Source organism: Psychromicrobium ferritrahens, assembly GCF_043789415.1.
In the GTDB taxonomy this organism is placed as follows: Bacteria; Actinomycetota; Actinomycetes; order Actinomycetales; family Micrococcaceae; genus Renibacterium.
This window is the reverse complement of sequence record NZ_JBDLLW010000003.1, coordinates 237,280-257,809: the sequence shown is the minus strand read 5'-3', so window position 1 is coordinate 257,809 and position 20,530 is coordinate 237,280. Positions and strand designations below refer to the sequence as shown.

The following is a 20,530-nucleotide window of genomic DNA, read 5'->3' as shown; positions in this document are numbered from 1 at the left end:
CGAGCCTTCGTGTGAGATGTGTCAAATCTCATGGATCCGAGCATTGGCATCAGCACCCAGCACTACAGATCGGAGCCGCTATGGCCAGCGAGGCAGCAGATAAGGCCAAAGTGGCGCCGGAAACCGTGGAGTTCGTCACCATGACCCACCGGGAGATCCTGCAGGCGCTCACCGGGTTGTTAGCGGCTTTTTTCACCGCGATCCTCAGCAGCAATGTCGTTGCCAATGTGCTCCCGGCGATCATCTCGGATCTGAGAGGCAGCCAGGTCGATTTCGCCTGGCTGATCACCGCCTCGCTTCTGGCGGGCGCGGCTACCACACCGATCTGGGGCAAACTGGCTGATTTGTTCAGTAAGAAATTCCTGGTGCAGCTCAATATCGTGATCTTCGTGCTCGGCTCCATACTGGCCGGATTCTCTACCACGATGCCATTGCTGTTGACCGCCAGGGTGATCCAAGGCATTGCCATGGGTGGTCTGACAGCCTTGGCCCAGGCGATTATCGGCACCATGATCCCGCCGCGTGAACGAGGCCGCTACGCGGGCTATATGGGTGCGGTCTTAGCGGTGGGAACCGCCGGCGGTCCTCTGCTCGGCGGACTCATCGTCGATAGTCCACTGGGTTGGCGCTGGACCTTCTTCATCTGCGTGCCACTCGCGGTGATCGCAATGATCTTGCTGCAAAGAACTCTCAAGCTCAAATACGTTCGCCGTCCGGCGAGCATTGACTGGCTGGGTGCCCTGCTGCTCACATCAGGTGTTTCACTGCTTCTGATCTGGGTCTCCTTCGCGGGCAAGAGCGGCTACTATCCCTGGTGGTCCTGGCAGAGCGCGCTGATGGTGGGCGGCGGAATCGTCCTGCTGCTCGGCATGCTCTTCGTGGAATCCAGAGTGGGGCAGCCCATCATTCCTTTGAAGATCATCGCTCAGCGCACCACCGCTCTGGTGATTGTGGCTTCGGTGGCCGCAGGCATCGCGATGTTCGCCTCTTCGAGCTTTTTAGGCCAATACTTTCAGGTCTCTCGGGGGACCACTCCGACTCAGGCGGGCCTGTTGATGCTGCCGCTCATTATCGGAAACCTCGCCGGTTCAGTAATCTCAGGTCAATTGATTTCCAGGTTCGGCAAATGGAAGATCTTCCTGGTGCTCGGTGCTGTGATGATGGTGATCGGTCTGTCATTAGCGGCTACCGTCGATCATTCGACCGATCTCATGCTGATCGGGATCTACACCGCTGTGCTCGGCGTCGGCCTGGGCATGCTGATGCAGAATCTGATACTTGCCGTGCAGAACACCGTGCGGGCGCAGGACATCGGTTCTGCGAGTTCTTCGGTGGCGTTTTTCCGCACTTTCGGCGGCGCGATCGGAGTCTCAGTGCTCGGCGCGGTGCTCGCCAACCGGGTCAGCGAGTTGTCATCCGCGGGGCTGGCCAAACTGGGGCTTCCCGCCGATAACCCCGCTGGAACGGGCGGTCTCGATCTGGCGCATATGTCGGAACCGGTCAGGAATGTGGTGCGCGCCGCCTACGGCGATGCCACCGCGCTGATCTTCGGCGTCGCGGCGGTTATCGCCGTCCTGGCAGTGATCTCAGTGCTCTTCATCAAGGAGCGGGCACTTCGCCGAACCATCGATATCGAGCCCTCAGCCGTCACCGACGCCACATCGGCAAAGTAGGCTGAAGCCATGAGCGCGCAGAACCCATATTTCATCAGCCGGGAACGTTTCGTTCCAGCGAGTGCCGAGCAAATCTTCGATTTATTGGCGACTCCAGCCATGCACGCCGTGATCGACGGCTCCGATTCCGTCAGAGATGCCCTGCCCAACGGCCCGGAAAGACTTTCAGCGGGTGCCAAATTCGCTATGGACATGCGTATCGGTGCTTCGTATAAAGTCATGAACTACGTCGTTGAATTCGAAGAGGGGCGGCGGATCGCTTGGCGGCATTTCTACGGCCATATCTGGCGCTATCTGCTGCAACCGGTGGACGGCGGAACTTTGGTGACCGAGCAATGGGATGCCCGCACCGTGCGCAGACGCTGGGTGCTTCGACTCACTGGCTTCAGCAAACGCAATATTCGCGGAATCGAGAGAACTCTGGAGAAGCTCGACGAGCACTTCCGCGCCGTTGAAAACGCCTGAGACCAGCGATGAGCGTACGAAACCTTGAAGTAGAGGATCTTGAGCAATTCCACGAGCTGCTGACCGCCGGAGCCAGTTCCTTGGCTGGCTGGCATGTGCAGTCCCTGAATCTCCGAGGGGTCGATTTCAGCGGGCTCTCGGTCGCTGCAGCGGTTTTTCTGGGATGTACCTTCGACCCCGGAGCCGAGGCCGAATTGCGGGCTCGCGGCGCCTTGATCTTCCCGGTGCTGCCCGGGGTGCCCTTCGATTCCTATCGGTCCAAGCTCTACACCGGCACTGAGCTTTTCGGCGGTCTGGCGGCGGGCTATGAATCGACCCTTGACGGCAGGATCTATCAGTGGACGCTGAGCACGCCGCGTAACCTTGACGGCACCCTTGCCACCGCGATGCACGATCACTCGATAGGGGACGCCCTGGATGATCTTTTCGATTCCGAGCTAGCCGGACGAAAGGTCGTCGGGGTGATGGGCGGGCACGCCGCCAGCCGCGGCAGTGAGGCCTACCGAGAATCCGCGGAACTGGGCAGCGGCCTGGGCCGGCGTGGCTTCGTGGTGGCCACCGGAGGAGGTCCGGGAGCCATGGAAGCGGCGAATTTAGGTGCCTGGCTGAGTGGCCGACCTACGGCAGCTCTGGACTGGGCGATGGCTCAGCTTTCGGAGGTCCCGGATTTCAGGCCTTCGGTCGATCGCTGGGTTGCGGCAGCTCAAGCCGTTATGGCGCGTTTCCCGGACGGTCAGCTCAATCTCGGCATCCCTACCTGGTTCTATGGTCATGAACCGCCCAATATCTTTGCCAGCCGGATAGCGAAATACTTCGCCAATGCGGTGCGGGAGGCGGTTTTGCTAGAGCGCTGCAATGGCGGGATCGTTTTCCTGCCGGGAGCCGCCGGGACCGTCCAGGAAATCTTCCAGGATGCTTGCGAGAATTATTATGCCGCGGAATCAGCCGCCGTCCCGATGGTGCTGCTGGGCCGGGAGTACTGGACTGCACAGCTTCCGGTCTGGCAGTTGCTGACGAAGCTGGCCCAGGGCCGAGAGATGGCTCAACGGATTCAGCTGGTTGACTCAGTGGCGGAAGCCCTAGCGTCTCTGGGCTGAGGTTTCCGGGCCACTGGAAGCTATCCGGTGGTGGTGCCGAACAGCAGGCCGAGCAGGTAGGTGACCAACGCCGCGCCGAAGCCGATCAGCAGCTGCCGGATTCCCCGGGAGAGTGGCGGGGCTCCGGAAAGCAAGCCCACCACCGCTCCTGTGGCCAGCAGCGCTAAGCCGACCAGCACTGAGGCTACCGCTATGGCCGTGAAACCGCTGAGCCCGAGGAGGTAGGGCAGCACCGGAATGACGGCGCCGGAGGCGAAGAAACAGAAGCTGGAGACGGCGGCACCCAGCGCGGTTCCAATGGTCTCGTGCTCATCACTCTCAGGTTTCCCCGCCACCTCTGCTTGCAGGGAGAAGCTGGGGTTGCAGTCGCAGGCAAACCGTCCCATCCGTTCGGCCGCGCGATGCTCGGCGTCCTCCGGACTCATCCCGCGGGCCCGGTAGACCAGAACCAGCTCATTGGCATTGATATCCAGAGCTTTGGCGGCGGACAGCGTGATCTGGGTCGGCTTCGAGGCGTCCAGCAATTCGCGCTGTGAACGTACCGAGACGTACTCACCCGCACCCATCGACAGTGCTCCGGCGAGCAGACCCGCAATGCCGGCCAGTAACACCAGATGCGGGGCCAGCCCGGCCCCGGCCATACCCATCACCAGGGAGAGATTGCTGACCAGCCCATCGTTCGCACCGAACACGGCGGCTCGGAAGGTTCCGGAGAGCCGATTACGGCCACGGGTTGCCAGTCCGCGCACCACCTCTTCGTGGATCGCTTCGTCGGCAGCCATCGCCGGGGTGGCGTCCACATCGGTCGAGTAACTGGAACGGGACTCAGCCCGTTGAGCCAGAGCCAGGACGAAGACCGAGCCAAAGTGCTTGGCCAGAAAGCCCAGCAGACGGTTATTGAACGAGGCCTTGCGGGGCGCTGAGGCGTGTTCGCCGAGCAGGGTCAGCCAGTGCTGCTCATGCCGCTTTTCGGCTTCGGCCAGGGCGAGCAGAATATCGCGCTCCTCGCCCTCGCGTTTCGTCGCCAGGGCGCGATAGACGGCGGCCTCGGCGCGCTCATCGGCGAGGTGGGTGCGCCACCGCTTGATCTGCGCTTTACTGGCCTGCTGTACGCCCGGAGAGTAACTTGCCACAGCCCCACTTTAGCCCGAATTCTCGCGGTTTTTCGGCTGGCTATCCTCGGCAAAAAGCTTCGGCGCACCGTAAAATCTTTCGGCTGCGCGCAGATATTTTCACCGCCCGTAGACTTGCGATCGCCCACTGCAACTCACAGTGGGCGATCGCAGAATCAATGAGCTAGCCGAAGAACCAGGGAGTCAAACGATGCCAGGGCCGATTCCGAGGGGCTTGGCTCCGGTGAGTTCGGCAGCAGCCGAAAAACTCGCGGCTCGCCCTGCCGGCACCCGGTTTTCGCCACCGTAACCGTCAATTCCAAGGTCTTCGCATTCCATTGGCAGCGTTGCACCGAATTTGCCATCGCGGTTATTAATTCTCTTGCTTCGCCGCTCCAAAAACTTCGCCAACACCCACTTTCGATCAGCGAAACTGTTCCCAGTACGGCGTCAACCGCGGGAAGGACAAAACGTATTCCGGACACCTAAAGCGCCTCCAGCCGAGTGCTCTTACCCCTCGGGTTTGTCTCGCGGCCCGATGGGTCGCTTCGTCATCCGAGCCACCCTTGCACATGGGGTTGGCGTGTGGTCAGTCCGAGCTTTGCCTACTGAAAGGCAACCACAACTCATGAAGCTTTTTCTAATGTAACTCTGCCCTGGAGCGCACGCAATTCTACCGGGCGTTTGGCGGAAATCCTTATATTTTTCTTATCTTGGAGCCGTTGAGTCTGAGCTGCCAAGCGGTCCGTACTTCAGCTGACGTTTCTTTGGTCGCTAAAGACACCGCTAGATAGACCAGCAACGAAGATCCGAGACCCCAGTAGATGGGCTCGTTAGCATAAATACCATCCTCGCTGGCTATCGCTCCGCTCGCATAGAGGGTGAGCAGCAGCAAGGTGACTACGGTGCCGACAGCCATCGAGGCCGCTGCTCCCAGTCCGGTGCCGCGCTTCCAGAACAGACCGCCCAGAATGGCGACCAGCAGGCCACCGACCAGGATGTCGTAGGCGATGGTGAGTGCCGCCACCACGTCGGGGGTTACGATGGCAATCAGAATGGCCGCTACGCCTAGCCCGAGAACCCAAAGCCGGTTGGCCCGCACATCGTGCTCCGGATTATCGGTATCTGAGGTGTCGATTTTTCTGCCGAACCAGCTGGCCACGAAGGGCAGCACATCGGCGCGAGCCACCGTTGCCGCAGCGATCAGTGCGCCCGAGGCGGTCGACATCATGGCGGCGACGGCGGCGGCCAGCACCAGACCCCCTAAACCGATGGGCAGTAAATGGGCGGCCACCTCGGCATACACGGCGTCCTGACCCGCGGTTTTCACATCGATCTCCGGCAGGGCCACCCGAGCGGCCATGCCGATCAGCGCGCCGGCCACCCCGTAAAGAATGCAGTAGACTCCCGCGGTGGCTCCGCCCCAGCGTGCCACTGCGGGAGTCTTGGCGGTGAAGACGCGTTGCCAGATGTCTTGGCCGATCAGCAGACCTAGGGTGTAGACGACGAAATAGGTCACGATGGTCTGTACCCCGATGCCGTCGAGCTGGAAGAAGCTCTGCCCGACGCGATCCCGGATCGCATCGAAACCGCCTTGCGCTTGGGCAGCGGCGAGCGCAAAGGGCAGCATCAGCGCGAAGACGCCTATCGTCTTGATCACGAATTGAGCCATATCGGCGAGCGTAATGGACCACATGCCCCCGATGGTGGAGTAAATCAGCACGATGGCGCCGCCTATCGCAATCGCCAGCCAGCGTTCCCAGCCAAAGAGCACCACGAAGATCGTGGCGTAAGCACTCGTTGAGGTGGCACAGAGCATCACCGTATAGGCCAGCATCACGATCGAGGAGGTCTGAGTCGCCCGATGCCCGTAACGCAGGCTGAGCATCTGCGAGACGGTGTAGATCTTGAGCTTCTGGATAGTCCCGGCGAAAGCCAAGCTGAGCAGCAGCACGCCCGCGCCAATCGCGACCACGAGCCAGAGCCCGGAGAGGCCCTTGCTGTAGCCGAGTCCCACGCCGCCCACGGTTGAGGCACCGCCCAGCACGACGGCGGCCATGGTTCCGGTGTAGAGGAATGGTCCCAGCCGGCGCCCGGCCACCAGGAAATCCGCATTGTTCTTAGTGCGGCTCTTACCCCAGAAACCGAAGAGCAACATGGCGAGCAGATAAACGATGACGATGATGATGTTGACAGTCACGATGCTCCCTAAAATTGCCCTATGAGCAACAGATGTTGTTTGTTAGGCTAAGAGGTGAGGTAGCTAACAGTCAAGGGTCGTCTGAGTTATGCACGGGATCCGGCCCCGCTCAGGAAAGGTTGTCTGGTGAAAGCACTCCCGGTTGAACCCAGCATGGCACCGGTGGCCATCGGCTCACGGATCCGGGCCGCTCGTCAGGCACAGCGGCTGACCATCGATCAGGTGGCTGAAGCCACGGGGCTCACCAAAGGATTCCTCAGTCGGGTGGAGCGGGATCTGACCTCACCCAGTGTCGCCTCCCTCGTCACCTTGTGCCAGGTGCTGTCGATCTCAATCGGAGAGTTGTTCGCGGTGCCAGAGACGCATCTGGTGCGCAGGGCGGAAGCACCCAAGATCTCGCTCGGCGGTGAAGGCATCATCGAGCGTCTGCTGACCGCCAGATCGGAACGCCGAGTGCAGATCCTCAGTGCGCAAATTGCCCCGCACGGTCGCGGCGAAAGCGAGTTGTACGCGGTGGACTGCGAGGTCGATGTGCTGCATATCGTCAAGGGCCAGTTGACCCTGATCATGACCAATGAGCGCTATCAGCTCACTGCGGGGGACACGCTGTCCTTTCCCGGTCGGGAACCGCACAGCTGGATCAACCACAGCGCGGAGCCAGTGGAAGCACTCTGGATCCTGATCCCGGCGGCCTCAGGTAACTGAGCGTTCGGCGGCTGGCTCAGCCGACGTGCACCCAGGGACGCCTGCTGACCTCGGGTTCCGCTTCGCGGAGCACCTCTCGGGTCACCGGAGCGATCTCGCCTTCGCCGACGAAGAGGAATTTGAGCATATTGGTGATCGGATTCCCCTCCGTCCAGCGGAAGTAGATGTGTGGCATCAGCCCCGTGACATCGCGGATGTGCAGCAGGATCGCGGCAATCGTGTTCGGCACATTGCTGCTGTGCACCTGGAGGACGTTGAACTGATGCCGCCGCACCCCGTGCACTTCCAAGGCCTGCTCGAAATCCGATGAATCGTCGATGGTGACTTCGATGAAAATCACTTGTGAAGCGTCCGGCAGGTGGCTGATCTCGATCGCGTGATCGATCTTGTGTCGGTACTCGGCAGCACTCTGCTTCTTCGGCTCGTGCGCGATGATCCGGATCGGACCATCCTCATTGGCTGCCAGCATTTCAAGCGCCCCGGCGTCCAAGCGGATATGAGTGGCACGTAATTCGAAGGAGCGCCGCATCCGGCTGAGCAGGCTCACGATCAGGATGCCCAGGATGAAGAGCACGGCGATCCGCAGGCCGTCTGGCCGCTCGATCGAGTTGGTCACCGTGGTGTAAAGGAACACCACCGAGATGACCCCGAAGGCGATGGTGCGGCCGCGCTGCTTCCTGCGCCGTGCCGAAAGCGTCACGGCGACCGAGGCCGAGGTGATCAGTACGAGTACGCCGGTCGCGTAGGCTCCGCCCTGAGCGTTCACATCGGCGTCGAAAATGACCGTGATGGCGAAGGCGATCACGATGAAGACCAGCACCAAAGGCCGTAGTGCTCGGGTCCAGGCCGGTGCCATGCCGAAACGCGGCAGGTACCGAGGTACTAGGTTCAGCAGCCCGGCCATCGCCGAGGCTCCCGCGAACCACAGGATCGCGATCGTGCTCAGATCGTAGACCGTGCCGAAGCCGTCTCCTAGCAGTGAGTGCGCCAGATAGGCCAGCGCCCTGCCATCGGCCTTGCCTCCGGGCTGGAACTCCTGAGCAGGGATCAAAATGGTAGTGGCCAAGCTGGAGGTGATCAGGAAGGTGCTCATAATCAGCGCAGCGGTAGTGAGCAGCTTATGAGCACCCTTGATTCGGCCAGCCGGCTTGGCTTCGCTATCTCCGGGCTTGCCTTTGATCTGAGGCATGACCGCGACGCCGGTCTCGAAACCCGAGAGGCCCAGCGCGAGTTTGGGGAAGACCAACAGGGCCACCGCGATGATCATCACCGGATTGCCGTGCTGAGTGGTGAGCGCCGTCCACCAATCACCGATCTGTAAGGGGCTCTGCGCGGCTTCGACAACAGCGAAGCCGACCACCACGGCGTTGAGCGCCAGGTAGAGGAAGACCAGCACCACGGCCACTCCGATGGCTTCTTCGAAGCCTCGGAGGAACACCGCGCCGAGCAGGGCGATCAGAATTAAGGTGATGATCACGTTCTGGCCGTGGAAGAAATCTGGCGCAAAGGGATTCTCGATCACGTGAGCCGAAGCATCAGCGGCGGAGAGCGTGATGGTGATGATGAAGTCGGTGGCAGCGAAGCCGAGCAGCGCGAGTACGAAGATCTTGCCCCACCAGCGAGGCAGCAGCTTCTCCAGCATGGCGATAGAACCTTCGCCGCGAGGGCTCTCACTGGCGACCCTGCGGTACACCGGGAGCGCTCCACCGAGGGTGACCAGGACCAGCACCACGGTGGCCAGCGGTGCCAGCACTCCGGCGGCGAGTGCGGCAATGGCTGGCTGATAGCCGAGCGTCGAGAAGTAGTCGAGGCCGGTCAGGCACATCACACGCCACCAGGACTGCGGTTTCTCGGCGGATTCGTGAGACCTCTGAGGTTTCCCAGAAGGGCTCGGCATGCCTTCGAGCAGCCAGTCCTTGAACTTCTGGCCGGCATCGCGGCGGTTGCTTTCAGGCTCGGCTGGGGGTCTGTACAGTGAGGTCACGGTGGTCCTTTCGAGGACCTGCTCGGCCCGGCGAAAGGATCGTAGCATTGGAGATCTGGGAAATAGGGCCGTCTTTACGGAATCTTTACGGGGTGCGCCGGATGGAGTGGTTGGGGTATAATCGAGGGTGCAAGGTGCCACTCGATAGCTGAGGCTCCTTCGCGGACATAAGCCAGCGATCCCAAACGTCGAGAGACGCCCCGGATCAGGACAGACCACCCCGGCCTAAGGGGTGATCCCGATTGGCTCCCGAGTTTCACCGGGTTACGACGCGAAGTGCCAAAGGTCTGACGAGGAGGGGCAAATCTCGGCAAACTGCCGTACCTCTCATCCGCTGGTGAATTCTCATCCGGTTGTGCATCCTGCTGGACGAGGGGAGAGAACCATGAGTTCTGGCCATAAACCCTGTCCTGTACGGTCTTTTCGCTGATCTGACAGTCATCAGCTGACGCTGATCAACGCTCGCCGTCCAGAGACGACTCGCCCCACCGGGGCTATTCCACGTAGTTTTCACCTTCCTTCAAGCGTGCCCTGATGCTTTCGCAGCTCCGGGGCGGCGCTTGTCGTGCTGCCGAAAAGGAGCATTCTCATGCAAACCGTCACCCGCCGCCCGCTCACTCCACCGGGCCGTGCCGCTTCCACCCCGCGAGGCCTCGGACGCCGTCGTCATCAGCAACTCAGCGAGCGCCTGGCTGAGCAGAATCAGCACCTGGCTGCTGCTGCGATGGCACCGCCGCAGGAACTGTTGAATGAATACCAGAGCAGCCTGCGCGGCCTCCCGCCGCTCGGGGTCGCTCGCGCCGAAGAGCGTTTCGGCCGCAATGAGGTCAGCCATGATCGGCCGGCACCGGCCTGGTGGCAGTTCCTCACCGCCTTCAATAACCCCTTTGTGCTGATCCTCTGCGTGCTCGCCGTGGTGATGCTCTTCACCGACGTGATCTTCGCCGACCCAGCGGATGGCCCCTCCTATAAAGGAGTGATCACCCTGGGCATCATGGTGCTGGTCTCGGTCAGCATGCGTTTCTGGCAGGAATACCGTTCTGGAAAGGCCGCTCAGTCCCTGCAGTCCATGGTGCAGACCACGACGGCGGTCACCCGGCAGAACGAATATGGCGAGCCGGTCACCACGGAACTGCCGATCGAGGAAGTGGTCCCCGGGGACATCGTGGAACTCGCTGCGGGCGATATGCTCCCGGCGGATCTGCGATTCCTGCGCACCAAGGACCTGCAGATCAATGAAGGCATGCTGACCGGAGAATCGTTGCCCACCGAGAAGAGCCCGGTGACCGCGATGGACGTGGATCAGCAGAATCTGCTGGAGGCTGACAGCCTCGGCTTCAAAGGCACCTCGGTGATCTCCGGAAGCGGTACCGCGCTCGTAGTGCACACCGGCGCCGACACTTATTTCGGCGCGATGAGCAGGGAACTGACGGGTAAGCGTCCGGAGACCAGCTTCGACCAGGGCGTGAAGAAAGTCAGCTTCCTGCTGATCAAGTTCATGCTGGTGATGGTGCCTCTGGTTTTCGTGATCAATGGGCTGACCAAGGACTGGACGAGCGCCTTCCTCTTCGGCCTGGTCACCGCGGTAGGTCTCACGCCCGAGATGCTGCCGATGATCGTCACTGCCAACCTGGCGCGAGGGGCGGTCAAGATGTCCAAGCGCCAGGTGATCGTGAAGCGGCTCAATGCCATTCAGAACCTGGGGGCGATGGACGTGCTGTGCACGGATAAGACCGGAACGCTCACCGAGGACCGAATCGTCTTGGAGCGTCATCTGGATGTGCACGGTACCTCTAGCCTGAAGGTACTGCGAATGGCGGCTGCGAACTCCCGTTTCCAGACCGGGCTGCGGAATCTGCTGGATCGAGCAGTGCTTGATGCCGCCGGGCCCGAGGTGCTCAGCGAGCTAGAAGGTGCCTACTCACTCATCGACGAAGTGCCCTTTGATTTCTCCCGACGCCGGATGACGGTGGTGCTCGACGGCGGCAGCGCTCCGCTGATGATCACCAAAGGAGCGGTGGAGGAAGTGCTTGAAGTGTGCAGCACGGTGATGCTGAAAGGCCACCCAGCTGCTTTGACGCCGGCGCGTCGGCGCGAACTGGAGGAACTGGTCGCCGGGCAGAATGCTGAGGGGCTGCGCGTGCTCGCTCTGGCCACCGCCACCGCTACCCGCCGTGAGGACTACTCGGTGCAGGACGAGCGGGAGATGACGCTGCTGGGATTCCTGGCCTTTCTGGACCCGCCCAAGGAATCTGCTGCCGCGGCCATTGCGGCCTTGCATCGGCATGGCACTCTGGTCAAGGTGATCACCGGGGACAACGAGCTGGTGGCCCGGACGGTATGCCATCAGGTCGGTATTGCCGATGACGCCGGTCTGCTCACCGGCGTCGAGCTGGAAGCGCTGGATCAGGATGAAGCGGCCTTCGCCGAAGCTGTGGAGCGCAACACCATCTTCGCCAAAGTCAATCCGATGCAAAAGGCCCGGATTGTCGAGCAATTGCGCTCCAATGGGCACACCGTCGGGTTTATGGGGGACGGCATCAATGACGCCGCCGCGCTGCGCGCCGCTGATGTGGGTATCTCGGTTGGTACCGCTGTCGATATCGCTCGGGAATCGGCTGACATCATCCTCTTGCGCAAAGATCTGACGGTTCTGGAAGCCGGGATTCAAGAGGGCCGACGCACGTTCGGCAACATCATCAAGTACATCAAGATGACGGCCAGCTCGAACTTCGGCAATATGTTCTCGGTGCTGGTGGCCAGTGCGCTCTTGCCCTTCATCCCGATGATCCCGGTCGTGGTGTTGCTGCAGAATCTGGTCTACGACCTGTCGATGCTCTCGCTGCCCTGGGACAAAGTGGATCAAGAGTACTTGGAGAAGCCGCAGAAGTGGGAGAGCAAGGGACTGGCCAGGTTCATGCTGACCATCGGGCCGATTTCCTCGGTCTTCGATCTGAGCACCTTCGCGCTGATGTGGTTTGTCTTCGGCGCTAATTCAAACGATCAGGCAGCGCTGTTCCAATCCGGGTGGTTCGTCGAATCGCTGATCTCGCAGACCCTGATCGTGCATATGATCCGCACCGGAAGGATCCCCTTCCTGCAATCCAGAGCCTCTTGGCCGGTACTGCTGCTGACCGGGGCGGTCTGCGTTTTCGCGCTCGTGCTGCCTTTCAGCGATTTCGGTCAAGGGCTGGGATTGGTGAGCCTGCCCTGGACGTATTTCCCGTGGCTGATCGGCACTCTGGCGGCTTATTGCCTGCTCACCCAGGGTGTTAAGCAGCTCTTCATCCGCCGCTACGGCCGCTGGCTTTAGCGATAGATCGAGGAAGCCGTGGTTGAGGTGCTTAGAGAGAAACATTTGATTCACATTGAGCAACTCGAGGTTGTAGCATGGGTCCCATGAATGAGCAGCGTCTTGAGGTTGGCGGCAAAGTGGGTCCGATCGACTCCTCTCGGATTCCACGTTATGCCGGTGCGGCAACTTTTGCCCGGCTTCCTCGCCTGGATCAGGTGAACCGGGCCGATATCGCCGTCGTCGGCATTCCCTTCGACAGCGGAGTCTCCTATCGGCCCGGGGCACGGTTCGGAGCCAACCACGTTCGTGAAGCATCCCGCCTGTTGCGCCCCTACAACCCGGCGCAAGAGCTGGCGCCTTTCGAAGTGGCGCAGGTCGCCGACGCCGGCGATCTTGCGGTCAACCCCTTCAATATCAATGAAGCGATCGAGGAGATTCAGCACAGCGCGCTGGAGCTGACCGCTCCTGACGTCGCCGGGCACGCGGCGAAGCTGCTCACCCTCGGCGGCGATCATACGATTGCGCTGCCGCTGCTCCGAGCGGCCGCCGAACGTGCTGGATCCCCCGTGGCGCTGCTGCACTTCGATGCGCACCTCGATACCTGGGACACTTACTTCGGAGCCGAATACACCCACGGAACGCCCTTCCGCCGAGCGGTGGAGGAAGGCATCCTGGACACCGAGGCGATCAGCCACGTGGGCACTCGTGGGCCCCTCTACGGCAAGAAGGATCTGGAGGACGACCGTCGTTTCGGCTTCGGCATCGTGACCTCTTCGGATGTCTTCCGGCAGGGGGTTGACGAGATCGTGCACAAGTTGCGGGATCGGATCGGCGACCGTCCGCTCTACGTTTCAGTGGACATCGACGTGCTTGATCCGGCCCATGCTCCGGGGACCGGGACCCCCGAGGCCGGCGGCATCACTAGCCGGGAGCTGCTGGAGATCCTGCGCGGGCTGCGCGGAATGAATCTGATCGGGGCCGACGTCGTCGAAGTTGCACCGGCCTACGACCACGCCGAGATCACCGGCGTCGCGGCCTCTCACGTAGCCTATGATCTGGTGAGCTTGCTGGCCGACGGCGTGCAACGAGCCAACCACCCGGAGACTGAGGAGCAGGGACGATGAGCGATGCCAGAGCAGAGAACGTCGAGCGCGGAGTCCGCAATGGTGGCGATCTGGTGGTTGAGACCCTGCACGCTCTGGGTGCCAGGACGGTGTTCGGCATTCCGGGGCAGCACGCCCTGGGGCTCTTCGATGCATTGAGTCGCTCAGAGCTGGAGTTCGTCTCTTCGCGGGTGGAGAACAATTCTGCCTTCGCGGCGGATGGCTACGCGCGGGCCACCAACGAGGTCGGAGTGCTCTTCCTTTCCACCGGTCCCGGCGCGCTGACCTCGCTGGCCGGCCTGCAGGAGGCCTACGCCACGGGAGTGCCGATGATCGTGGTGGCCAGCCAGATTCCGTTGGATGGCTTAGGTGCGCGTCGTAAGGGCATGCTGCATCAGCTCGACGATCAGAAGGCTTCAGCCGCCAATGTGACCAAGAGCCAGCGGCTGATTCAGCACGCCTCCGGTATTCCAAGCGCGATTCAGGATGCCTGGACCGAGGCGGTCTCCTCCCCGCAGGGCCCGGTCTGGATCGAGATTCCGCAGAACGTGCTGTTGGACCCGGTGCTGGTGCCCCAAGTGGAGGACGCGCTCGCCGAGCCCTTTGACAATCCGCCGCGTGTTGAGCTGGTCCGCGAGGCGGTCAAGTGGCTCGCCAAGGCTGAGCGGCCCGCGATTGTGGCCGGTGGCGGCACCCGGCGCGGCCACGCTGAGGCTTCTTTATTGTCGATTGCCGAGAAACTCAAGGCACCTGTGGTTTCCTCGCCCGGTGGCAACGGGTCTTTCCCCTGGACGCATCCGCTCTCCTTGCAATCGTGGGTCGAGGATCGCTTCGTCACCGAAGTGCTTGAGGACGCCGATGTACTGGTGGTGGTCGGTTCCTCCTTGGGAGAGGTGACTAGTAACTACTTCACTCTGGAGCCGCGTGGTCGGATCATCCAAATCGACGCCGAGCCCCGAGTGCTGGAATCGAATCGTCCCGCATTGGGGATCCGAGCCGACGCCGGGCAGGCCCTGGAAGCGATCGACCAAGCACTGAGCGCCGAAGTGCTTGCGGGCCGGGTCTCCGACTGGCACGGCGAAAGCCCGGAATCAGTGGTGGCGGCAACGCTGGCCAAGGTGATGGCCAGGTTGGACGGCCAGGACCTGAGCAAAGAGCGGCAGTTCATGGCCGATATCCGGGCCGCCGTCCCCGACGATATGCAGACCTTCTGGGATATGACGATCGCCGCGTACTGGGGCTGGAGCTGCTGGGACGCCCGGGCTGGCGAGTTTCACTCAGCCCAGGGCGCCGGTGGTCTAGGCTATGGATTCCCGGCGGCCATCGGCGGCGCCGTGGGCCTGGCTGTGCAAGGCAAGCCGAGCCGGGTGCTGGCGGTCTCCGGGGACGGTTCGTCGATGTACTCGATCGCTGAGCTGGCAACCGCCAAACAGCATAACGTGCCGGTGACCTGGCTGATTGTCGATGACGGGGGCTACGGCATCCTGCGGGAGTATATGGTCGGCGCTTTCGGCAAGGCCACGCACACCGAGCTGGCCAGGCCCGATTTCGTCAAGCTCGCTGAATCCTTCGGGGTGCCGGCGCGAAGGGTTGAGGCCTCGGCAGTGCGTCAAGCCTTGGAAGAGGGCTTTGCCGCGGAGGGGCCCAATGTGATCGTGGTGGAGACTCTGCTGCAAATGTTCGCCCCGACTCATATGTGAGTGGTGTGCCCGGCGCGAGCTGGATCGGCTGGCACTCCTTTATGTGATCTTTTTTGATTCTAATTGACGTATTACAATCAACTATGAACATTGAGCGATTGCGCCTGACCATGGCTTCCCTGGGGCCGCTTAATCCTTTGCCGAATGTAGGCAAGCCTTTGGAAGACCCTTACCAGATCAGCGGGGACGTGCCGCCTGAGATCATTGAGAATTCTCGCTACGGCCACCCCGCGACACTGCACCCCTACCAATTGCAGGATCAGTATTCCAGGCAGCTCAATGACTCAGAGCAGACCGTCGTCACCCTAGAGAACGATCACCTGAGGGCTCGTTTCCTGCCCGAATTGGGTGGCCGTCTGTGGGAACTCATCGATAAAAAATCCGGCAAGAACCTGCTGCACACCCCGGAGCAGATTCAGCTGGGCAATCTAGCCTTGCGCAATGCCTGGTTTGCGGGCGGTATCGAATGGAATATCGGCACCCGAGGGCATTCTCCGACTACCTGCTCACCACTGCACACTGCGTTGCTCACCACTCCGGAGGGCCAGGAAGTGCTGCGAATGTGGGAATTCGACCGGCTCCGTGAGGTGATCTTTCAGATCGATGCTTGGCTGCCAGCGGATTCCAGGTTCTTGCAGCTGGCCGTCCGGGTGACCAATCCCAATCCGCAGGCCGTACCGATCTACTGGTGGAGCAATGCCGCCGTGCCGCAAAGCTCGCAAACCAGGGTAATCGCACCGGCGAGCACTGCCTTCGCCAGCGACTATCAGCACGGCATCAAGCGAAAGACGCCGCAGAACCTCGAAGGAGTGGATTGCACCTGGCCCGCTCGGAATTCCAGCGCCGCCGATTATTTCTTCGACCTGGCTCCGGGGCAACGCCGCTGGATCGTCGCGAGTGATGCCCAGGGAGACGGCCTGGCCATGCTTTCCAGCTCCAGATTGCGCGGACGCAAGCTCTTCGTCTGGGGTGAAAGCCAGGGCGGCCACCGTTGGCAAGAATGGCTCACCCCGCGGGGCGGTCACTACGCGGAGATCCAGGCCGGGCTGGCCCAGACTCAATTCGAGAACCTCGCCCTGCCCGCCGGAGAGTCCTGGTCCTGGCTGGAATGCTATGGCAATGCGGAGTTGCAGCCAGAGCAGGCGCAGGGTGAGTGGGACGCCGCGGTGCGACACGCTGAGCAGCGGCTCTCGAAGGTATTACCGGAGGAAGAACTGGAAGCCAGCTATCTCCGATGGCGGTCCTGGGCTGAGCTTCCTCCGCAGCGCCAGCTGCTCAACGGTTCGGGGTGGGGAGCTTTGGAAGCTGAACGACGTCGTCGTGCCGGCGAGCCATGGCGGCTGCCGGGCGTTCCCTTTGCCAAACAGACCTTGGGCGCTGAACAGGCGTCCTGGCTACGACTTCTCGAGGAAAGAACGTTCTCCGGGGCGAATAGCTATGTCTCCGGGGCATCGTGGGCTCAGTTGCTCGCTGAGGCGGAGGGGGACGCTGCGGCCATCGCCTTGCATCGAGGCGTTCTGGCTCAGGGAAAGGGAGAACACGCCGCAGCCGCTGAACAGTATCGTCGGTCGATCGAACTCCAGCCGAGCGCGCTGGCCTGGCGAGGACTCGCCATCGCTGAGAACAACCCGCGGCATTACCTGGCAGCGTGCGCACTTGAGCCGGAGCAGCAGCCTTTACTCACCGAAGCGTTGACCGCGTTGCTGACGGCGGGGGAGAGCCAGCTGGCTGGGCAGCTTCTCGAAGCCTCGGGCTTGTTGGCAACCGCGATCGCAGGCCGAGGAAGGATGGCCTTCTTGGCGGCCCAGATCTTCGCGGAGACGGCGCGAAGCCAGCAGGCAATAGCGATCCTGAAATCCGGGCTCTCGGTAGCTGATATCCGCGAAGGGGAGAACTCGATCGCAGAACTGTGGCAGCGAGTCCTCCCCGGCGAGCCGGTGCCAGGCCACTATCAGTTCACCATGTCCTGAACTCGTAGTCCGCTCGGCGACGGCCTATTCGGCGAGTGACTGCTATCGGAGGCTACTCAGCTCTCCACGCTCGTCGGAATAACTCCGGGCCTTGTGAGGTTTGAACTTTTGTATGCAAACGTATGGATAAAGGGGATGCGATGAAACGCAAAATCGTCGTCGTTTCAGCGGGTTTGAGCTCGCCGTCGTCGAGCAGATTACTGGCCGATCAGCTGCACGCTGCGAGTTCCGCCGAGCTTACCGGCCTGGGCGAGCAAAGCGAGGTGCAGGTCGTGGAGCTCCGGGACCTTGCGGTGGACATCGCCCACCATCTGGTCACCGGTTATGCGCCTCCCGCGCTGCAGGAAGTGATCGACGGTGTACAGCGGGCAGACGGCATCATCGCCGTCACGCCGGTTTTCTCGGCCTCCTTCAGCGGTTTGTTCAAGTCCTTCTTCGATCTGATTGACCCCAAGTCCTTGGACAGCACTCCGGTTCTGCTGGGAGCCACCGGGGGGACAGCGCGGCATTCCCTGGTCATCGACTACGCATTGCGGCCTCTGTTCAGCTACTTCAGGGCCGCGGTGATTCCGACCGGCGTCTTCGCCTCTCCCGACGATTGGGGCGACGCTCGGCTGGCTCAGCGGGTCAATCAGGCAGCAGGTGAATTTGCCGAGGTAATTCACCGCACCGCACCCAAAGATCCTGCCGCCACGATGGAATCATTGCCTTTTGAGCAGCTATTGGCCAATATCAACCAGCAGAACTAAAAATCTCACGAAGCCTCGTGACATTTCTGTCGCTGGGTACGACTTATCGGTGAAGGGGCAGACAAAGCCCCGCGATGATCGGTATTTTGACACCCCAAGAGGGTAGTGAGCGAGTGAATAATGGGTTTCTTCAGCTTCTTGATTCTGGGCTTGATCGCAGGCGCGATTGCTAAGTTCATCCTTCCGGGAAAGCAGGGTGGCGGCTGGTTCGCCACGCTCATCCTCGGAGTGGTAGGAGCTTTCCTGGGAGGCTGGCTCGGCGGGTTGATCTTCAATCAGCCGCTCACCGAGTTCTGGTCCCTGGCAACTTGGATTCTGGCCATCGTGGGTTCTGTCATCGTGCTCGCGGTGTACGGCATGATCACCGGCCGCAAGCGCGCCAATAGCTGAGGTCAGTTTCGGGTTGATACGGCTCGCAGATGTCTTATCAACCAGAGTGCTGAGGGGGCCCGATCATCAGATCGGGCCCCCTCAGTGATTCAGCGAACTACTCCGAAACTTTCTTCCGCTTCTTACCGTCCAGCAGCAAGGCCAAGCCGATGGCCAGTAGCCAGATGTCTTTGGCGAGCGCGGTGCCTTGCTGGGTGGGCCGGATGCCGTCGGCTTCGGTCATTCCAGGGGTTTTCAAATACAGATAGACCATCGACCCGGCAAAAGCGGTGAGCGCCAAGCCGACGAGCCTGCTCGGCAGGAAGGGGGTGAGCAGCGAAGCGCCCAGCCCCACCTCGCTGTAGCTGAGCAGCTTACCGAATTTCTCGGCTTCCAGATCCGCCAGCTGGGGGAAGGCATTGAGCGCCAGTTTTTGCAGTTGCCCAGCATGCTCGGCGTCGAGATTGAGTTTACCCACGCCGGAATTGAGAATAAAAGCGCCGCTCGCTAAACGCAGTGCCAGATGACTCAGCCTGATTGCCATTGCTGTTTCTCCTCTTTCGGTCGTCGTAGTCTCGAACTTAGTGCTTGCCGGAGCTAATTGCCAGAATCGTCGGCCCCCGGCTTGGACTAGGTCATCGCTTCAGTAGTTAGGCTTCGGTTGCCCGCTCGGCGTCTGGAGAGCCTGCGATCAATCGCTGAGGCGGCCTGCGAGATCAGGATGTTCAGGCCGATGTAGATCACCGTGACGATCAGGTAGGTCTGCACCAAGTGGCCGGTGGAGGCCACCAGAACGCTGCTGGCCTGTTGCAGTTCGCCATAAGAAACCACATAGCCCAGGGTGGTGTCTTTGAGCAGGATCACCACCTGGGCGATCAGTGCCGGCAGCACGATGCGAACGGCTTGCGGCAGTACGATGATCCGCAGAGCCTGAGCTTTGGACAGGCCGAGTGCGATGGCGGCCTCGTTCTGTCCCTTGGGCAGAGCGAGCACCCCGGCTCGGAAAACCTCGGCGATGGTGGCACCCGAGCAGATGCCGATCGGAATCACCAGCTTCCAGAACACATCGGGGTTCACCCCGTAGTTGGGTAACCCGGACATGAAGATATAGATGATGAGCAGCAGTGGCACGGCACGCAGGAACTCGATCACCGCGGTGCACGGCCAGCGCAGGAACTTCGCTTTCGACAGCCTGCCCAGTGCCAGGAACAGGCCGAGCGGCAAGGCGATCACCGCTGCCCCCAGCGCGGCCAGTGCGGTGTTGCCCAGTGCGCTCAGCAAGTACGACCAGCTGCTGGAAGTCCTGAATTCCGCCCACTTGGAGGGTGCCAGCTGCCCGCTGCGATAGAACTGAGCATAGGCCAGCACCAACAGCGTGAGGGTCAGCAGGATGCTGATCGCGGTCAGCCAGCGGACTCGACGTCGCGCCCTGGGCCCCGGGGCATCGAAAAGCGCGCTCATCGTTGCACCCGGAACTTCACTTCGAGTCGTGAACCGATCGCCCCGGCGCCGAGCGCAATCGTCGCATAGATCACCGCGGCCACCAGGAAGGTGGTGAGCCCGAGAGCTTCTTTGTTATTGATGAAACTCACCTGCGCGGTCAGATCCATCACGCCGACCACCCCGGCCAAGGAAGAAGAGAGCAGTACGCCGATGAACAGGGTCACCAGCGGCTGCACCATGGAACGGACCGCCTGGGGAAAGACCACTTCCTTCAAGACGCCGAAGAAATTGAGCCCGATGGCCCGCGCAGCCTCGATCTGCCCCGGCGGGATGGCATTGATGCCGGTCCGGAATACCTCGCAGCCGAAGGCCGCGCCCACCAAGATCATCGCCAGGATCACCGAGGGCAGATAGTCGATGGTGACGCCGATCTCCGGTAAGCCGTAGATCATCAGGATGAGCAAGGAGACCAGTGGGACATTGCGGAAGATCTCCACGTAGACCAGTCCGACGCCTCGCAAATAGCGCACCGGGCTGACCCGGAAAGTGGCGAGCACCGCGCCGAGCACTATGGCTCCCAGGAAGCCGAGAACGGTCAGCTGAGCGGTGAGCCACAGCCCCTGACCGAAGTTCCCCGCGTACTGGGTGAACAGAACCTGCACGGT

At 61.5% G+C, this 20,530-nt stretch carries 15 protein-coding genes, 1 pseudogene and 2 riboswitches; of the genes and pseudogenes, 10 read left to right on the top strand and 6 right to left on the bottom strand.

What is annotated here, in order from left to right; genetic code table 11:
• Nucleotides 1–80: 80 nt before the first annotated feature.
• The 3 genes and pseudogenes from ABDK06_RS13215 to ABDK06_RS13205 form a co-directional block, all read left to right on the top strand.
• Nucleotides 81–1,667, top strand: a pseudogene (locus tag ABDK06_RS13215) (MFS transporter); the annotation flags it as partial.
• A gap of 15 nt (nt 1,668–1,682) precedes the next feature.
• Entirely contained in the window at nt 1,683–2,138 is a 456-nt protein-coding gene (locus ABDK06_RS13210; RefSeq protein WP_394941768.1) for an SRPBCC family protein, read from the top strand.
• An 8-nt stretch (nt 2,139–2,146) separates the two neighbouring features.
• Complete coding sequence (locus tag ABDK06_RS13205; RefSeq protein WP_394941766.1) at nt 2,147–3,235, top strand: LOG family protein; 1,089 nt, start codon at nt 2,147–2,149, stop codon at nt 3,233–3,235.
• A 20-nt stretch (nt 3,236–3,255) separates the two neighbouring features.
• Here the strand turns inward: ABDK06_RS13205 and ABDK06_RS13200 are convergent, their stop codons facing one another.
• Together ABDK06_RS13200 and ABDK06_RS13195 are read right to left on the bottom strand one after the other, a co-directional pair.
• Nucleotides 3,256–4,368 carry a VIT1/CCC1 transporter family protein gene (locus tag ABDK06_RS13200; RefSeq protein ID WP_394941764.1) on the bottom strand — a complete coding sequence of 371 codons (1,113 nt, stop codon included), beginning with the start codon at nt 4,366–4,368 and terminating at the stop codon, nt 3,256–3,258.
• Between the two features lie 480 nt (nt 4,369–4,848).
• A riboswitch (SAM riboswitch) is annotated at nt 4,849–4,981 on the bottom strand.
• A 63-nt stretch (nt 4,982–5,044) separates the two neighbouring features.
• Nucleotides 5,045–6,505: a sodium:solute symporter family protein gene (locus tag ABDK06_RS13195; RefSeq protein ID WP_394941952.1), complete on the bottom strand. Its 1,461-nt coding sequence runs from the start codon at nt 6,503–6,505 to the stop codon at nt 5,045–5,047.
• Nucleotides 6,506–6,673: 168 nt separating this feature from the next.
• Here ABDK06_RS13195 and ABDK06_RS13190 point away from each other — a divergent pair, with 168 nt between their 5' ends.
• Nucleotides 6,674–7,252 carry a cupin domain-containing protein gene (locus ABDK06_RS13190; RefSeq protein WP_394941762.1) on the top strand — a complete coding sequence of 193 codons (579 nt, stop codon included), beginning with the start codon at nt 6,674–6,676 and terminating at the stop codon, nt 7,250–7,252.
• A 16-nt stretch (nt 7,253–7,268) separates the two neighbouring features.
• Here ABDK06_RS13190 and ABDK06_RS13185 read toward each other — a convergent pair whose 3' ends face one another.
• Nucleotides 7,269–9,236 (bottom strand): amino acid permease, encoded by a 1,968-nt coding sequence (locus tag ABDK06_RS13185; RefSeq protein ID WP_394941760.1) that lies wholly within the window; start codon nt 9,234–9,236, stop codon nt 7,269–7,271.
• A 133-nt stretch (nt 9,237–9,369) separates the two neighbouring features.
• Nucleotides 9,370–9,541: riboswitch (M-box (ykoK) riboswitch) on the top strand.
• Between the two features lie 284 nt (nt 9,542–9,825).
• Between ABDK06_RS13185 and mgtA the strand changes: the two genes are divergently transcribed.
• The 6 genes from mgtA to ABDK06_RS13155 all read left to right on the top strand — a co-directional run bounded on the left by mgtA (nt 9,826) and on the right by ABDK06_RS13155 (nt 18,443).
• Nucleotides 9,826–12,549 carry a magnesium-translocating P-type ATPase gene (gene mgtA, locus ABDK06_RS13180; RefSeq protein WP_394941758.1) on the top strand — a complete coding sequence of 908 codons (2,724 nt, stop codon included), beginning with the start codon at nt 9,826–9,828 and terminating at the stop codon, nt 12,547–12,549.
• 86 nt (nt 12,550–12,635) lie between these two features.
• The gene (gene speB, locus ABDK06_RS13175) at nt 12,636–13,655 is read left to right on the top strand and encodes an agmatinase (protein WP_394941755.1); all 1,020 of its coding nucleotides are present in this window, start codon (nt 12,636–12,638) and stop codon (nt 13,653–13,655) included.
• Nucleotides 13,652–15,334 (top strand): thiamine pyrophosphate-binding protein, encoded by a 1,683-nt coding sequence (locus tag ABDK06_RS13170; protein ID WP_394941753.1) that lies wholly within the window; start codon nt 13,652–13,654, stop codon nt 15,332–15,334. Before speB ends, ABDK06_RS13170 begins: the two co-directional genes overlap by 4 nt.
• A gap of 83 nt (nt 15,335–15,417) precedes the next feature.
• A complete protein-coding gene (locus ABDK06_RS13165; protein ID WP_394941751.1) occupies nt 15,418–17,304 on the top strand; it encodes a DUF5107 domain-containing protein in 1,887 nt (628 codons plus the stop codon).
• A gap of 140 nt (nt 17,305–17,444) precedes the next feature.
• Nucleotides 17,445–18,053: an FMN reductase gene (locus ABDK06_RS13160; RefSeq protein ID WP_394941749.1), complete on the top strand. Its 609-nt coding sequence runs from the start codon at nt 17,445–17,447 to the stop codon at nt 18,051–18,053.
• Nucleotides 18,054–18,173: 120 nt separating this feature from the next.
• Complete coding sequence (locus tag ABDK06_RS13155; protein ID WP_394941747.1) at nt 18,174–18,443, top strand: GlsB/YeaQ/YmgE family stress response membrane protein; 270 nt, start codon at nt 18,174–18,176, stop codon at nt 18,441–18,443.
• 97 nt (nt 18,444–18,540) lie between these two features.
• On the opposite strand, the gene ABDK06_RS13150 is transcribed toward ABDK06_RS13155, so the two are convergent.
• The 3 genes from ABDK06_RS13150 to ABDK06_RS13140 all read right to left on the bottom strand — a co-directional run bounded on the left by ABDK06_RS13150 (nt 18,541) and on the right by ABDK06_RS13140 (nt 20,527).
• Nucleotides 18,541–18,966, bottom strand: coding sequence for a hypothetical protein (locus ABDK06_RS13150; protein WP_394941745.1), 426 nt, complete (start codon nt 18,964–18,966; stop codon nt 18,541–18,543).
• A gap of 86 nt (nt 18,967–19,052) precedes the next feature.
• A complete protein-coding gene (locus ABDK06_RS13145; protein ID WP_394941743.1) occupies nt 19,053–19,883 on the bottom strand; it encodes an amino acid ABC transporter permease in 831 nt (276 codons plus the stop codon).
• Nucleotides 19,880–20,527 carry an amino acid ABC transporter permease gene (locus ABDK06_RS13140; protein ID WP_394941741.1) on the bottom strand — a complete coding sequence of 216 codons (648 nt, stop codon included), beginning with the start codon at nt 20,525–20,527 and terminating at the stop codon, nt 19,880–19,882. The genes ABDK06_RS13145 and ABDK06_RS13140 overlap by 4 nt, the downstream gene beginning before the upstream one ends.
• Nucleotides 20,528–20,530: the final 3 nt, after the last annotated feature.